Source organism: Alkalihalobacterium sp. TH-98 (assembly GCF_057473385.1).
Genome location: NZ_JBYCKM010000056.1, coordinates 39475 through 55098 on the forward strand (window position 1 = coordinate 39475; position 15624 = coordinate 55098).

The window sequence follows — 15624 nt, forward strand, 5'->3', positions numbered from 1 at the left end:
TGGTTACTATGGCTAATTTTGATGTGATACAACTTAATAATGCCCCATATGACTACTTGTTTATCGCGACAAGTTTTCGTAGCTCCCTCAGTGATTTAGCAAAGCTAGACAGTGCAGTGAGTATAGGGCAAGGTAAGATTTTGGTTGACTTTATGTTAATTCATGGAAACAAAAAGAACCGTTTTGTGGAATGCAATGTTGTAAATGATGCTTGCCAAAGACAATCAATAAAAATTGCAGATTATGTTGACGAAAATATTCGTCAAAAGAGCTTATCGTTTTTTAAGGAAAATGAACAGCTCGTAAAAAACAGTGTACTACCAAAAGCCCTTCAGTACCTAATTACAACCGGTGATGCTATTTAGCAAAAAACTGTTGGAAGGCTTGGGTAGTGCCTTAATCCAAATATTCCATTTGCGGGAGGGGTAAGACTGTATGTCTTGCTCCTTTTATATGAACAAGAATATAATAAATTCGCGCATCTACTGAGAAGTGGGTGCTTTTTTTATGCCAATTTCGGAGGTGAAGCTGATGAAGATACCAGTTATATCAAAATTATTTCAATCAAGGGCTAGCCCAAAGAACAGTTTTTTAGGAAGTACCTACAGTTTTTTCTTTGGTGGTACAACAAGTGGAAAGGCGGTTAATGAAAGAACTGCTATGCAGACTACCGCAGTATATGCTTGTGTTCGAATTTTAGCTGAAACGATCGCGAGTCTTCCGCTGCACGTATATAAATACACTGATAACGGAAAAGAAAAAGCACTAGAACACCATTTATATAACATCCTCCATGATGAGCCGAACTCCGAGATGACTTCGTTTGTGTTTAGGGAAACACTGATGAGTCATCTTTTATTATGGGGAAATGCCTATGCTCAAATCATCAGGGATGGTAGAGGAAATGTGCTTTCTCTTTATCCCTTACTTCCTGATAAGATGGCGGTGGACCGGACTTCAACAGGTGAGCTTTATTATAAATACTTAAAGGACAGTGGGACAGTCATTCTTAGAAGTGAAGAGGTTCTTCATATCCCGGGACTAGGTTTTGATGGTCTTGTGGGTTACTCACCAATTGCTATGGCTAAGAATGCGATTGGAATGGCACTAGCCACTGAAGAATATGGAGCTAAGTTTTTTGCTAACGGAGCCAATCCTGGTGGAGTGTTAGAACATCCGGGGGTGGTGAAAGACCCTGCAAAGATAAGAGAAAGTTGGAATGCTGTTTATCGGGGAAGCGGTAATGCCCATAGGATTGCGGTTCTTGAAGAAGGGATGAAGTTTCAGAGCATCGGTATTCCACCAGAACAGGCTCAATTCCTAGAAACGAGAAAGTTTCAAACGGAAGAGATCTGTCGAATTTTTAGAGTTCCACCTCACCTTGTTGCGAACCTTGATAAAGCGACCTTTAGTAATATCGAACATCAGTCCATTAGTTTTATCGATAATACGATCATGCCTTGGGTCACAAGAATTGAGCAATCGATGAAGAAATCATTGTTGAGTGAATCTGAAAAGGGTGAGTATTTCATTAAGTTTAACCTCAACGGACGACTTCGAGGAGATGCAGGTTCAAGAGCTCAATTCTATCAGATCATGCGTCAAAATGGTGTGATGTCGGCGAATGACATCCGAGAACTAGAAGAGATGAACTTAATCCCTGAAGAACAGGGTGGATCGAAATATTTAGTGAACGGTAACTTTGTTGATATGTCAAAGGCTGGTGCTTGGACAGAAAAATATGAGGAGGGATAAGCCTTGAAGAAATTTTGGAACTGGGTCAAGAACGAGAGTGGTCGAACGCTTCATCTTGACGGAGTGATTGCAGAAGAGTCATGGTTTGGTGACGAAGTGACACCGAAGCAATTTAAATCTGAGTTAATTGATGAATGCGGAGATATTACTATCTGGATTAACTCCCCAGGTGGCGACGTTTTTGCGGCGAGTCAGATCTACAACATGCTGATGGATTATAATGGCAAGGTCACTGTGAAAATTGATGGTGTTGCTGCAAGTGCTGCATCAGTTATTGCCATGGCAGGTGGAGAAGTACATATGTCTCCTGTTTCCATGATGATGATCCATAATCCGATGACCATTGCCTTTGGAGACACTGCTGAAATGGAAAAAGCCATCAATATGCTGAGTGAAGTTAAAGAGAGTATCATTAATGCTTATGAATTGAAGACGGGTCTTTCAAGGACAGAGCTTTCTGACTTAATGGATGCTGAAAGTTGGTTTAATTCCAAAAAGGCAGTGGAAATGGGGTTTGCTGATGAAGTCATGTTTGTAAATAAAAATGAATCAGAATCACCAGAGGAAGGGATCATCTATAGCAAAATGGCTGTTGTGAATTCGTTCTTACACAAACTGCCACAAAAAGAGGAGAAAAAAGGTACCGCCATCACAATCTTAGACAAGAGATTAGAACTCTTGAAATATTAAAGGAGGAGATTTGAATGAGTAAAGTATTAGATCTACGTGAAAAAAGAGCAAAAGCATGGGAAGGAGCTAAGGCTTTTCTTGATTCCAAAAGAGGAAAAGATGGTCTACTCTCAGCTGAAGATACATCCACTTATGAAAAGATGGAAGAAGAGGTCGTCAATCTTGGGAAGGAAATCGACCGATTGGAACGCCAACATGCTATTGATTTTGAGTTATCTAAGCCAATTAACCAGCCGATTACGTCGAAACCTACTGGAACTGGTGAGCATAAAACAGGACGAGCAACGGATGAGTATAAAGATGCTTTCTGGAAGTCGATGCGAAATAAAAGCAACTTTGACGTTCAAAACGCATTAAAGGTTGGTACGGATTCTGAGGGCGGTTATTTAGCACCGGACGAGTTTGAACGTACATTGATTGAAGCATTAGAAGAAGAAAACATCTTTCGTTCCTTAGCTAAAGTCATTACGACTTCTTCTGGGGATCGTAAAATCCCAGTGGTTGCTTCAAAAGGAACGGCTTCTTGGGTCGATGAAGAAGGGCTTATTCCAGAGTCAGATGACAGCTTTGGCCAAGTTTCAATTGGTGCTTATAAGCTAGCCACCATGATTAAAGTATCTGAAGAACTATTAAACGACAGTGTGTTCAACTTACAAGCGTATATTGCAAAAGAATTTGCCAGACGGATTGGTGCCAAAGAAGAGGAAGCGTTCTTCGTAGGAGATGGTACCGGAAAGCCGACTGGCATTTTTAATGCCACAGGTGGAGCAGAACTTGGCATTACTTCATCTTCTGCAACGGCCATTTCTGTTGATGAGATTATGGACTTATTCTATTCTCTACGCTCGCCATATCGTAAAAATGCAGTCTTTGTCATGAACGATGCGACCGTGAAACTGATTCGGAAGCTAAAAGACGGAAACGGGCAATATTTATGGCAGCCTTCCATTCAAGCTGGACAACCAGATACGATTTTAAATCGTCCAGTGAAAACATCAGCGTATGTACCAACAGTCGCTACTGGGGCGAAGACGATCGCTTTTGGTGACTTTGGTTACTACTGGGTTGCAGATCGACAAGGCCGTTCGTTCCAACGCTTAAACGAATTGTACGCTGCAACGGGGCAAGTTGGATTTAAAGGAAGCCAACGTGTAGACGGAAAATTAACCCTTCCTGAAGCAATTAAAGTGCTTCAGCAAAAATAAAGGCAGGTGAGAAGAAATGATTAACGTTAAGAATTATACAGAACAAGGTGGAGAACGAACCGTTATTGGAGGAACGCTTGAAATATCCGAAGATGGAAAACTGACCTTTGCTGGTATAGAAGTAAGCCCAGCAGTAAATCAAGAGGATAGTACAGCAACCGATGTGGAAGGACTTGTTGCTGATTTCAATGCTCTGTTAGCAAAACTCAAGGAAGCGGGCCTAATGGCAAATGAATAATAAGGAGGGGCGGCAATGGAATCATTACTTGTTAAGGTGAAAAGCAACTTAATTCTAACGCACAATGAGGATGATGATTTACTACTAAGTTTCATTGCTGCTGCCACTTCTTATGCAGAAAACTACCAGAAGAAGCCTGACGGGTATTATAAAGAAAATCCAATGCATCCAACGACAGAACAAGCAGTCATCATGCTATCGTCTCATTTCTATGAAAGCCGAGACGGTAGTACTGGTGGCTTTTTTGCAGATAAAGTAGAGGCGAGTCAGCAGGTGTGGAAAGTTGTTAATATGCTTCTTAGGTTAAACCGGGAAGTGGTTATATGAGCTTTGGAAAAATGAGAACGATGATAGACATCATTCAAACACAGTCCATTAAAGACGAAGATGGTTTTACAACCGAAGAAGAACTTACCCTAGCTTCCACCCGTGCCTATAAAGAAGACAGACACGGGAATGAGGCATGGAAGAATCGGGCAAGTTTTTCAACAGCTACATCACTTTTTCGTTTTAGGAAACCTCATGACATTACGGTGACAACAAGTTTGAAGATTGTTTGCAAAGAGGAACGATATAACATTTTAAGCGTTGAAAACTTGAAGGAAAGAGGAATGTATCTCGAAGTGTTAGCAGAGAATATTGTAAGTTCAAAGGGGTGAGGGGATGGCACGAGCAACTTTTAAAATGCCTGATGACTTTTTAGAAAAACTGTCTAAGCTGAATTATCATTTTGACCGGATTGTCCCTGAAGTCCTGCAAGCAGGTACGGAACCTGTTGTTAAAAAAGCAAAGAGTAATCTGGCTGCAAGGATAGGTGTTGGAACGAAAAATCCCTCTGAGAGTACGGGTGAACTGATTGCGTCCTTAGAAACGACAAAGCCTGTCCAGGACTATAAGGGGAATTGGAACCTGCGTGTTGGAATTCCAACCACCAAAGATAGCAAAGGTGTATCCAACGCTTTAAAAGCAGCGGTCATGGAGTATGGGAAAGCGGGTCAACCACCTAAACCATGGCTAAAATCAACAAAATCAGCGACAAGAAAAGCTTGCATTGAAGCGATGAAAGAGGCACTGGATAAGGAGATTGATAAACTATGAAGCTATTAGCAGCGTTAAATTCCATTATTCATCCTATGGCCATTCCTATTGAAACAGGGTACTTTTCTGGTTTACCTCCAGATGAATATATGGTCCTCACGCCCCTCTCTGATAGGTTTGATTTATTTGCGGATAATCAAGCTCATTCTGTTATTGAAGAAGTAAGAATATCTGTGTTTTCAAAAAAGAATTATTTGCCTATCAAAAAGCAGCTAACGAAAAAACTGCTAAAAAATGAGATCACAATTACTGATAGGCGATACATCGGATTTGAAAACGAAACAAAATATCATCATTATGCTTTAGACGTAATGAAAGAATATGAAATGGAGGAAAATTAATGGCAACCATAGGACTCGATCGTTTATATTATGCCAACATTACGGAAGATGAAAATGGCATTGAGAGTTATGGAACCCCAAAGGTTCTAGCAAAGGCAATGACAGCTGAACTAAGTGTTGAGCTGATAGAAGCCATTCTATATGCCGATGATGGGGCGTCAGAGATTGTAAAGGAATTTCAAAGTGGGACTTTAAATCTGGGCATTGATGACATTGGTCCGCTGGCCGCTCAAGATTTAACAGGATGTAAGATTGATAGTAATAACGTCGTAGTTTCAAGAAGTGAAGACGGAGGAAAGCCTGTCGCTATCGGTTTTCGTGCGAAAAAATCGAATGGAAGATATCGCTACTTCTGGCTGTATCGTGTGATTTTCAGCATTCCAACTACTAGTCTTGCAACAAAAGGAGAATCGATTACGTTTAGCAGTCCAACCATTGAAGGGACAGTGTTTAGACGAAACAAACTAGATGGAGAAAGCAAGCACCCTTGGAAAGCAGAAGTAACAGAAGGGGATTCAGGTGTAGCGACATCAACGATTACAGAATGGTTCAACAAAGTGTATGAACCTGACTTTACTCCAGTAGAACCAGTAATCACAATTACGACCCAGCCATCTGAACTGACGGAAGTAGTAGAGGGAGATATTTCAGGTAGTCTTTCTGTTGTAGCAAGTGTGAATACAAGTCACCCAATCACTTATCAGTGGTATGAAAACACGACTGATAGCACAGTCGGTGGAACGGTTATTAATGGAGAAACTTCAGCGAGCTTTAATCTTCCAACAGACCTACTTGCTGGAACATATTATTACTATTGTGTACTTAGTTCAGTGGGTGCAACAGATGTTAAATCGGATGTTGCTACAGTCGTAGTTTCATAGAGGGTTATACGAGAGGGTGAGGGAAAATGACAAATGAACAAATTGAAGCGAAACCACTTGATGTAGATGAAGTGGCAAATGAGAGAAGTGCTGCGATTGAAATTGGTGGAGAGAAATATAAGCTAATTCTTACGACGAAAGCAACGAAAGAGATTGCTAAACGGTATGGCGGTTTAGAAAACCTTGGTACTAAGTTAATGGAGAGTAAAGATTTTGAACTAGCATTAGATGAAGTGGTCTGGCTTGTTACTTTGCTCGCCAATCAGTCCATTCTCATTCATAACATTCGAAACAAGGATGATAAAAAGGAGTTGTTGCAAGAAGATGAGGTGGAGCTGTTAACAACACCTTTTGAATTAGCGGAGTACAAAAACGCAATCATGGTCAGCATGATGAAAGGTACAAAAAGGCACATCGAGAGTGAACCAGCAAAAAACGTGGAAGTCGGGTAAATGACGAAGAGTTGTTTATCCGACTTATTTATTACGGCACGGCCCATTTAAATCGCAGGGAAGAAGAAGTCTGGCTTTTGCCCTTGGGCTATTTACTAGATCTATGGGAATGTCACAAACAGTTTACTGGGATAGCACAGCCGAAACAAGATACATGGATTGACGATGTAATTCCGACATGGCTCTAACACTCTGAGAGGAGTGTATTTTTTATGCCTAAAAGAGAGGAGGTGGAAATGTGTCTGATAATTTCGGTCTAAAGATTGGTGTTGAGGGAGAGAAGGAGTTTAAAAACGCTTTAAGGGATATTAATCGTAACTTTAAAGTACTAGGCAGTGAAATGAAACTCGTAAGCTCTCAATTTGATAAGCAGGATAAATCGGTTCAGGCTGTTACTGCGAGAAACTCTGTACTCAATAAAGAGATTGATGCCCAGAAAGACAAAATTGGCATGCTGGAAAAAGCCCTAGCAAATGCGGCATCTTCCTTCGGTGAAAATGATAGACGGACTCAAGCCTGGCAAATTCAGTTGAACAATGCGAAAGCTGCTTTGAATGGGATGGAAAGTGAATTAGAGGAAAATAACCGAGCGTTAGAAGCAGCGAGTGATGGTTTTGATGAAGCTGGAGATGAAGCAGAGAAGTTTGGTGATGATATCAGTGACGCAGCAGATACCGCAGATGATGCAGGTGGGAAGTTTGAAAAGCTAGGCTCCATTGTAAAAGGAGTAGCAGTTGGAATTGGTGTCGCCATGGCTGCCATTGGTACGGCTGCAGTTACAGCTGGAAAGAAGTTATATGATATGGCCAACGATGCAGCCGCAGCCGGCGATGAAATTGACAAAGCCAGTCAAAGGGTCGGTTTTTCAAAAGAGGCATATCAAGAATGGGATTATGTTTTATCCCAAAATGGTGCCAGTATCGATACATTAGATAACGGTATGAAGAAGCTCAATAATACTGTCGATGATGCGATTAACGGAAGTGATTCTGCGGCTAAAAGGTTTGAACGGTTAGGTATTTCCATGGATGATCTTCAAGGGAAAAGCCGGGAAGAAATCTTTGAAATGACCGTTCGTGGTCTTCAAGGGATGACGAATGAAAGTGAAAGGGCAGCAGTAGCCAATGATCTACTCGGGAGTTCTTCTGTAGAATTATCAGCACTACTAAATCAGACAGCAGAAGGTACGGATGAGCTAAGGCAAAAAGCTCATGAACTCGGTCTTGTCATGAGTGAAGATGCAGTCAATGCAGCAGTTGAATATACCGATGCGATGGATAACTTCACAAGAACATTCCAGGCTGTAAAGAATAACATTGCTTCAGAATTGTTACCGGGATTTACGATGATCCTTGATGGTTTAACGGGTCTTATCACTGGACAAGAAGATGCTTCAGAAAAGCTGAAACAAGGAGCTGAAGAAACCGTTCAGCAGATTGGAGTGATACTTCCTCGAATACTTGATGTTGTAACAGGATTGATTTCAGCGATTGCAGAAGTAGCCCCGGACCTCGTGATGGCTCTGGTAAACGGAATTATTGAGAATTTACCGACGTTAATTACTGCTGCAACGAACATCATTATGACTTTGGTGGGCGGCATTATCGAAGCACTGCCTCAGGTCACCGAAGGAGCCCTTCAACTGGTCCTCGCTCTTGTTAATGGCATCGTCGAAAATCTACCTTCATTAGTAGAGGCGGCATTGGTAATGGTTGTTACATTGGCAGAAGGGATTGGAGAAGCCATCCCTGAACTTATTCCAGTCATCGTAGAAACGATTATGGTCATTGTAAATACAATCATCAGCAACTTGGATATGGTGCTCGATGCTGCTTTTAAAATTATTGAAGGTCTAGCAATAGGTTTAATTAATGCACTTCCAAAACTGATTGAAGCACTGCCGACGATTATTATAACGCTTATCAATTTTATTACTGGGAACTTACCGAAGATTGTCGAGATGGGAGTGAGACTAATTGTTCAATTGGCAGCTGGTATTCTTCAAGCTATTCCTCAACTCGTTGCTCAACTGCCACGGGTCATTTCCGCTCTTCTCATAGGATTAGGCAAAGCTGTTGTATCAATAGGTTCCATTGGTCGTGAAATTGTTCGTGGTCTTTGGAACGGGATTGCCTCCATGATTGGTTGGATTAAAGATAAAATTGGTGGATTTGTCGGTGGGATTGTCAGCAATGTGAAAGGAGTCCTCGGTATTCGTTCCCCTTCAAGAGTCTTTGCTGGCATAGGTGAGAACATGGGTGAAGGGATTGGAGAAGGTTTTAGTAGTGCTATGAGAGATGTGGAAAAAGACATGGAAGGTGCTATCCCTACTGACTTTGACCTTGATCTAAATAGTGAAGTTGGTGCCACAGCCAAAGGAGCGAATGGTTCGCTACTTGATGTAACCATTCCTTTAACTATTGACGGAACGGTATTAACTCGAATTATTGCCCAGCTTCAATGGAACCAAAACACTGTCACCATTAGGAACTTAGGAGTGGCTAGAACATAGATGAACCTCAGATTGTGAAGGGAGGGCAGATAGGTAATGATTGAGATTTTTGCAGGAAACACTCTAATCCAAACTGTGAAAAAGGTAATGACAGCGAACATCCGAGAAACCCTTGAAGGTGAGTTTATCCTATCTTTTACGGTTTTGGCCAAATCTGCCCTTGCCCTAAAAACAAAACAAGTGGCGAAGATAAACGAGCAGTTCTTTGAAATTGTTCAAATTAATAAATCCATTCAAGGTAGTCTTCCGATTTGTTCAGTAACTTGTGAACACGTGTCGTACACCTTAAATGATGACCGATACAGAATTGATGACTTTGATTTTTCCGGGGATCCAGCAGAAGGACTCGGATTACTGCTAGTTGGGACTCCTTTTTCTGTCGGTGTGGTTGAATTCACGAATACTATTAATATGAAAATCAACCAATTGGTTAGAAGACGAGCCGCATTGATGCAGTTTATTGCTCTATTAGGTGGAGAGATAGAGTATGATGGCTACCAGATTAATATTCGAAGCCACCGAGGGAGTGATGAACATAAATCTGTGATGGACACAAAAAATGTAACGAATGTTTCCGTTTCTTATGACTCGAGGGAAAACGCCTCTTCTTATGACATATCTTTCTTTAAGCTTTTGAACCTAGCTGTTGGTGACAATGTACATATTGTATTTAAGCCGCTAGGTATCAATGTGAAGACGAGGATTATTTCACTAGAGTACAATCCTTTTTACCGGTACAACATTCGTGTGGAAGTGGGAAGGTATAGGCCGAGCATTTCTGACACGTTTTATCGGATTGAAAGTTCCGTGAGTACAGTAGAATCTTCTTTAACTCAAGTTGGTAGTTCTGTCGATGGCCTTCAGTATCAAGTGAATCAACTAAGCATTTCTTATACCATTGTAAAGAACCTGACCGTCGATTCTAATTCTATTAATGTCACCTATGAAGTGGAAAAAGGGGATACACATCAGTATCATGCCCAATACAGTTACACTGCGGACAGTAATGGAAGAATTACATCGATTACGCTTGAAGATATATTTTCAGAATTACTCTTAAAAGAAGTTTCTTCGTTGTTAGTGGATGCTTCAATGTTTGAGATTACTTATGTGGATGGTACAACTGCTAATTATAACTATACGACAGATAGCAGTGGAAGGATTACTGCGATTGATAAGGTAGAGGGAGGATAGTTTCATGAGTTATGATCGAAATTTCAATAATACATTAGCGATCTGGACTGCCTTTGGTGGCAGAGGTGAAATTGTTTTACCTATCCCTACCTTGAACTGGCAAAGGAAATATTATTACGATTTTGGTTACAGTCAATATGGAAGCGAAAGACAAATAAACGTCCACGACAACGGGAATGTACAAATTGCTGTGTATTATGCAAAAACACCATATATGTCCTATTACAACAAAACCACGAGGCAATGGACAGTGGTAGATGTATCATGGTGGGCACATGGAGAGCCTGAAATTCTTTATGCAGGTGGAGGTGTTTTCCTAGCGAAAATCACAGGTTTTGCAAACATCATCGCTTCCTTTGATGGCATCACTTGGCATAATGCTGGGTACTGTGTTGGGGCTCAAAATGCGATGACGACGGGTGCTTATGATGTTGAAAGTGGCAGTGGAGTTGTGAGTTGGTGGTACAATCAAACCCCAATTTATTATAGTTTTGATTCACTAACTGAAAGAACAGAGTGGCCTTTAGCCAGTGGTAGCGGTGTTCCAATTTTTAGATATATGACTACCCATAAAGGGCAATTCGTCGGTGTGGTTGGTGGAGATCGTTCCATTGCAGCATCCAGTTCCTCTAGTCCGACATTATGGAACACAACAGTACCCGAAGATAGTTACAATAGCCGCTATATGTTCATCCGTTCCGTTAATGGAAAACTGTTTGTGATGAGATGGCGATATGTGAATAACACTTACCATGTAAGGCTTTGTGTGTTGAATGATAGTGCGACCCAATTAACAGAAACGAACCTTTCCCATGTTGGTGATCTTGCTGATAACCGTATCGCTAACCCACAGAATATCATCTGGATGGAAGCTTGGGGGAAGTTTGCACTGTTTAATGAAAGTACGCTTTATGTATCAGATGATGGCGTAACTTGGGAAGGAGTAGAACAACCGGGGTTCACGACAACTACCTATGATACTTTCGGTGGTGCCATTTATGTACCGGGTGATGGATTTTATGTGAAGGTGAATGGCTTTGTTTATTATGCTCCTTATTAAAATATGAATAGAAAACTCAGTCGCTTTGTGACCCACTTGGTCAGAGGCGTCTTTTTTATAGATATAACTTAAAAGAGAGTGGGGAGGTAACGTGGCAATTAAAGAACTATGGATATATGTGCAGATTGCGATTGCAGCAGTCGGTGGTTGGTTAGGGTGGTTTCTTGGTGGTTTTGACGGCTTTTTATATGCTCTTATTACCTTTGTGGTTGTTGATTACATCACAGGGATTATGGTTGCAATTATTAATCGGGAACTTTCGAGCGAAATTGGTGCAAGAGGCATCTTTAAAAAGATACTTATTTTCATTCTTGTCGGTGTTGCTCATATTATTGACACTCGGATAATTGGTGACGGTAGTGCGATACGTACTGCGGTCATCTTTTTTTATATGTCGAATGAAGGAATCAGTATTATCGAAAATTCCTCAAAAATAGGACTTCCAGTACCTCAAAAGCTTAAAGATGTTTTATCACAACTAAACGGAAAAGCAAAAGGAGATGAGAAGAATGAACCTAAAAACTAAGTATATGACAAGGAACGATTGTTATAAGGCTGGGAGAAAAATTAGCCCTAAAGGGATTATGATTCATTCAACAGCTACTCCAGGTGTGATGGCTGCAGCTTGGTTTAATCGCTGGAACAAATCGTATCAAGCAGGTGAAATCAATCGGCAAGTTTGTGTTCATGCATTTGTTGATAATAAAGAAGTGTGGCAGTACCTTCCTTGGGACCATCGTGGGTGGCATGCCGGTGGTTCAGCGAACAATACTCACATTGGCATTGAAATCTGTGAACCAGGTGGCTTCTCTTATTCTGGTGGGTCAAATATGGTCGGCTATAATGTTTCGAAGCAAGAAGCTTATTTTAGAAAGGCTTGGCAGAATTCAGTTGAACTTTGTGTGATGCTCTGTCAAAAGTATGGGCTAACTGAGAGGGATATCATTTGCCATTCAGAAGGTAGTAGAAGAGGCATTGCGAGTAATCATGCGGATGTTATGCATTGGTTTGTGAAGCACAAAGAAAGTACAGAAACTTTTCGTGCCGCAGTGAGATCCGCATTAAATAATTCAAGTGGGCTGCCAGAAACCTCTGCTTCACTTAAAGTAGGAGATGTTGTGGAAGTGAAAGCATCAGCAAATACCTACTATCCCGGTGGGCCAAGCATTCCAGACTGGGTTAAAAGGAATTCCTATCACAAAGTGACGCAGGCAGTGTCCAATGGAAATCCTGTTGTTAGAGGTGGTAAGGAATGTGTGTTGTTAGGTAGGAAAGTGGATAAGGGAAGCGGAAAAGAATCGGCTGGAATTATGACGTGGATTGAAAAAGGGGCTCTGAGGACAATTAGTTCTTCACCAACTAGTCCTCAAGAGAAACAGAAATATTACCGGGTGCAGGTGGGAGCATTCACGAATAAAAATAATGCAGAAGCTTTGATAAAAAAGCTTAAAACTGCGGGATTTGATGGTTATATCAAGTTTGACTAATGCCCTCTATTAACTTGACTATTCATGGCTTCAGAGTGATATATGGTAGTACCAAATTGATAGAAAGGAGAGCCATTTATGCGAGTTAGAATTATTGAGCCAACTGTTCAAAAAAAAACAAAGAAAAGAGTATGTGCTTATGCTCGCGTTTCAACTGATCATGAAAAGCAAGGAGAATCACTGCAAAACCAAATTGCTTATTATGAAAGGTTAATTGGTACCAACCCAAAATTCGAGTTTGTAGGGGTCTTTGCAGACCATGGGATTAGTGGAACCACTGAAAACCGGCCAGAGTTTAAAAGAATGCTAGAACTCGCAGAGCAGGGTGCTATCGATATTATTATTACGAAATCTATATCAAGGTTTGCCAGAAACACAACCGTGGTCTTGCAAAAAGTAAGAGAGCTTAAAGAGTTAGGCGTAGAAGTAAGATTTGAAAAAGAATGTATAAACACATTATCGGGGGACGGGGAGATTATGCTAACCGTCCTCTCTTCTTTTGCACAAGAAGAAAGTAAAAATATCAGTGAAAATATCAAATGGAGAATTAAGAAGAAATTTGAACGAGGGGAATTGCTCATAAACACCAATCGGTTTCTTGGTTACGACAAAGATGAAAATGGCCAATTGGTTATCAATCAAGACGAAGCAGAAATTGTTAGAAGAATATTTACCGAGTATCTAAAAGGGAAAGGTGCATTTACGATAGCAAAGGAATTAAATGCAGAATGGTTTCCGACAGTTGCCGGTGGCAAATGGCAAGAAAGTACAATCCTCAATATTCTTAAAAATGAAAAGTATAAAGGGGCAGTAATCCTGCAGAAATACTTTACTCCTGACCATTTAAAGAAAGGAACCATCCGAAACAATGGACAAGTTGATAGCTATTACATCGAAGATCACCATCCAGCTATCATCCCAAAAGGAATGTGGGATGACGTTCAGAAAGAACTAAGGGCTAGGGCTGAAGCTAAGGGGAACATCAAGGGTCAGGAGGATAAATACCAAAAACGCTATCCATTAACAGGCATGCTTTATTGCAGCAAGTGTGGCTCGACCTTGAAACGCAGGACATGGAATAGTAAGCTCCCCTGTAGAAAAATCGTATGGCAATGCAGCAACTATATTAAAAACGGAAAAAACGCTTGTCCAGGAACGAGAATTGACGATGAAGTTGTTGGCGAGCTCAATATAAAGGAAGAAACGGTTGTGAAGGAGGTCATGAAGAATGGCAAAAAACATTACAGTTATTCCCGCAAACACAAACAAGAAGAACAGTATCGAACAGCTAGAACCCCAGAAAAAGAAAATGGCAGCCTATTGCCGAGTGTCGACAGACCAATTAGAACAGTTATCAAGTTATGAGGCCCAAGTGGAGTATTACACAAATTATATCAGCAATCATCCCGACTACGTTTTAGCAGGAATCTATGCAGATGAAGGGATTTCAGGCACTAACACGAAAAAGCGAGAGCAATTTAATAAAATGATTGTAGACTGTCTAGACCGGAAAATAGACATGATCATCACCAAATCCATATCAAGGTTTGCGAGGAACACATTAGACTGCTTGAATTATGTGAGGCAGTTGAAAGATTTAGGGATTGGCGTGATTTTTGAAAAAGAGAACATAAATACCTTGGACGGAAAGGGTGAAGTGCTCCTCAGTATCCTTTCGAGCCTGGCTCAAGATGAAAGCCGCTCCATTTCAGAGAACTCTACCTGGGGAATTAGAAGAAGATTTGAGCAAGGTAAAGTCGCACTCAACCATACAAAATTTCTAGGATACGATAAAGATGAAGATGGAAACCTCATCATCAATGAAAAACAGGCCAAAATTGTTAAAAGAATTTTTACCGACTATTTGAATGGAAAAGGACCAAATCGACTTGCTAGGGAACTTGAAGCAGAGGGGGTTCCCAACTGGAACGGGAAAACAAAATGGTATGAAGGCAGCATTAGGAATATGTTAAAAAACGAAAAATACAAAGGCGATGCCCTTTTGCAAAAGACCTACACAGTCGATTACTTAACAAAGAAACGGGTAGCCAACACTGGACAAATTCCAAGGTACTATGTGGAAGACAATCACCCGGCCATTATTGATAAAGACATGTGGGAAGCGGTGCAGCTAGAAATAGAGAGAAGAAAAACATTTGCAGAAAAGCATGGAATATCAAAGGTTGATTACGCAACAGTTGACAATCCATTTGCAGGTAGAGTTATTTGTGGGCATTGTGGTAGCCCATTTGGAAGAAAGGTTTGGAACTCTACCGATGAAAGGCTTAGAAGAATCGTTTGGAGATGCAATAAAAAGTACAGTGTCAAAGGAGAGAAAAGCTGCGAAAACAAGCATATTGATGACAAGGTCTTATATCAAGCCTTTATCAACACGTTTAATGCCATAATAGAAAACAAAGATTATTTTTTAGAAAAATGGCAGCAGAACATGGATAGTAAAGATTATTTACAAAAATATAGAGTAAGACAGTTTATTAAGCTCATTGAAAAAGCAGAGCCAATAACAGAATTTGATTTAGGGTTATATTTTAAATTGATTGAAAAGCTGACAGTGTTTGAAGGTGAAAGGATTATTGTGGGTTTGTTAGATGGTACGGAAATAGAATGTGAGATTGAGTAGATTATTATTGGTCTTGAAGGGTTTGTATTCTGCTATTTGGGTTGATTCTATGGAAGTTGTGTTAAAAGAA

Annotated in this window: 18 protein-coding genes; all 18 read left to right on the plus strand. The window is 40.6% G+C overall.

All coding sequences use genetic code 11. The features are described 5' to 3' along the window. Positions 1–8 precede the first annotated feature (8 nt). The gene (locus tag AC2VNP_RS21325; protein WP_486919343.1) at positions 9–365 is read left to right on the plus strand and encodes a type II toxin-antitoxin system RnlB family antitoxin; all 357 of its coding nucleotides are present in this window, start codon (positions 9–11) and stop codon (positions 363–365) included. A gap of 166 nt (positions 366–531) precedes the next feature. Continuing rightward, the gene (locus AC2VNP_RS21330) at positions 532–1755 is read left to right on the plus strand and encodes a phage portal protein (protein WP_486919345.1); all 1224 of its coding nucleotides are present in this window, start codon (positions 532–534) and stop codon (positions 1753–1755) included. A gap of 3 nt (positions 1756–1758) precedes the next feature. Beyond that, the gene (locus AC2VNP_RS21335) at positions 1759–2445 is read left to right on the plus strand and encodes a head maturation protease, ClpP-related (RefSeq protein ID WP_486919347.1); all 687 of its coding nucleotides are present in this window, start codon (positions 1759–1761) and stop codon (positions 2443–2445) included. Between the two features lie 14 nt (positions 2446–2459). Then, positions 2460–3650, plus strand: coding sequence for a phage major capsid protein (locus AC2VNP_RS21340; protein WP_486919349.1), 1191 nt, complete (start codon positions 2460–2462; stop codon positions 3648–3650). Between the two features lie 16 nt (positions 3651–3666). Next, positions 3667–3888 carry a head fiber protein gene (locus AC2VNP_RS21345; RefSeq protein ID WP_486919350.1) on the plus strand — a complete coding sequence of 74 codons (222 nt, stop codon included), beginning with the start codon at positions 3667–3669 and terminating at the stop codon, positions 3886–3888. Between the two features lie 15 nt (positions 3889–3903). Next, on the plus strand, positions 3904–4215 hold the full coding sequence (locus AC2VNP_RS21350; RefSeq protein WP_486919351.1) for a head-tail connector protein: 312 nt from the start codon (positions 3904–3906) through the stop codon (positions 4213–4215). Further along, complete coding sequence (locus AC2VNP_RS21355; protein WP_486919352.1) at positions 4212–4547, plus strand: head-tail adaptor protein; 336 nt, start codon at positions 4212–4214, stop codon at positions 4545–4547. The genes AC2VNP_RS21350 and AC2VNP_RS21355 overlap by 4 nt, the downstream gene beginning before the upstream one ends. Before the next feature lie 4 nt (positions 4548–4551). Continuing rightward, positions 4552–4986: an HK97 gp10 family phage protein gene (locus AC2VNP_RS21360; protein ID WP_486919353.1), complete on the plus strand. Its 435-nt coding sequence runs from the start codon at positions 4552–4554 to the stop codon at positions 4984–4986. Then, positions 4983–5327, plus strand: a complete 345-nt coding sequence (locus AC2VNP_RS21365; RefSeq protein WP_486919355.1) for a hypothetical protein — start codon at positions 4983–4985, stop codon at positions 5325–5327. Before AC2VNP_RS21360 ends, AC2VNP_RS21365 begins: the two co-directional genes overlap by 4 nt. Next, positions 5327–6208 (plus strand): major tail protein, encoded by an 882-nt coding sequence (locus tag AC2VNP_RS21370; RefSeq protein WP_486919357.1) that lies wholly within the window; start codon positions 5327–5329, stop codon positions 6206–6208. Before AC2VNP_RS21365 ends, AC2VNP_RS21370 begins: the two co-directional genes overlap by 1 nt. Before the next feature lie 26 nt (positions 6209–6234). Further along, the gene (locus tag AC2VNP_RS21375; protein WP_486919358.1) at positions 6235–6660 is read left to right on the plus strand and encodes a hypothetical protein; all 426 of its coding nucleotides are present in this window, start codon (positions 6235–6237) and stop codon (positions 6658–6660) included. Between the two features lie 238 nt (positions 6661–6898). Next, on the plus strand, positions 6899–9172 hold the full coding sequence (locus tag AC2VNP_RS21380) for a phage tail protein (protein ID WP_486919359.1): 2274 nt from the start codon (positions 6899–6901) through the stop codon (positions 9170–9172). 36 nt (positions 9173–9208) lie between these two features. Then, positions 9209–10366 (plus strand): hypothetical protein, encoded by a 1158-nt coding sequence (locus AC2VNP_RS21385; RefSeq protein ID WP_486919361.1) that lies wholly within the window; start codon positions 9209–9211, stop codon positions 10364–10366. 4 nt (positions 10367–10370) lie between these two features. Then, on the plus strand, positions 10371–11426 hold the full coding sequence (locus AC2VNP_RS21390; RefSeq protein ID WP_486919362.1) for a hypothetical protein: 1056 nt from the start codon (positions 10371–10373) through the stop codon (positions 11424–11426). A 97-nt stretch (positions 11427–11523) separates the two neighbouring features. Continuing rightward, positions 11524–11952 carry a phage holin family protein gene (locus AC2VNP_RS21395; RefSeq protein WP_486919366.1) on the plus strand — a complete coding sequence of 143 codons (429 nt, stop codon included), beginning with the start codon at positions 11524–11526 and terminating at the stop codon, positions 11950–11952. Then, complete coding sequence (locus tag AC2VNP_RS21400) at positions 11936–12913, plus strand: N-acetylmuramoyl-L-alanine amidase (RefSeq protein WP_486919363.1); 978 nt, start codon at positions 11936–11938, stop codon at positions 12911–12913. The genes AC2VNP_RS21395 and AC2VNP_RS21400 overlap by 17 nt, the downstream gene beginning before the upstream one ends. Before the next feature lie 78 nt (positions 12914–12991). Next, positions 12992–14278: a recombinase family protein gene (locus AC2VNP_RS21405; protein WP_486919365.1), complete on the plus strand. Its 1287-nt coding sequence runs from the start codon at positions 12992–12994 to the stop codon at positions 14276–14278. Then, entirely contained in the window at positions 14223–15554 is a 1332-nt protein-coding gene (locus AC2VNP_RS21410) for a recombinase family protein (RefSeq protein ID WP_486919368.1), read from the plus strand. The genes AC2VNP_RS21405 and AC2VNP_RS21410 overlap by 56 nt, the downstream gene beginning before the upstream one ends. Positions 15555–15624: the final 70 nt, after the last annotated feature.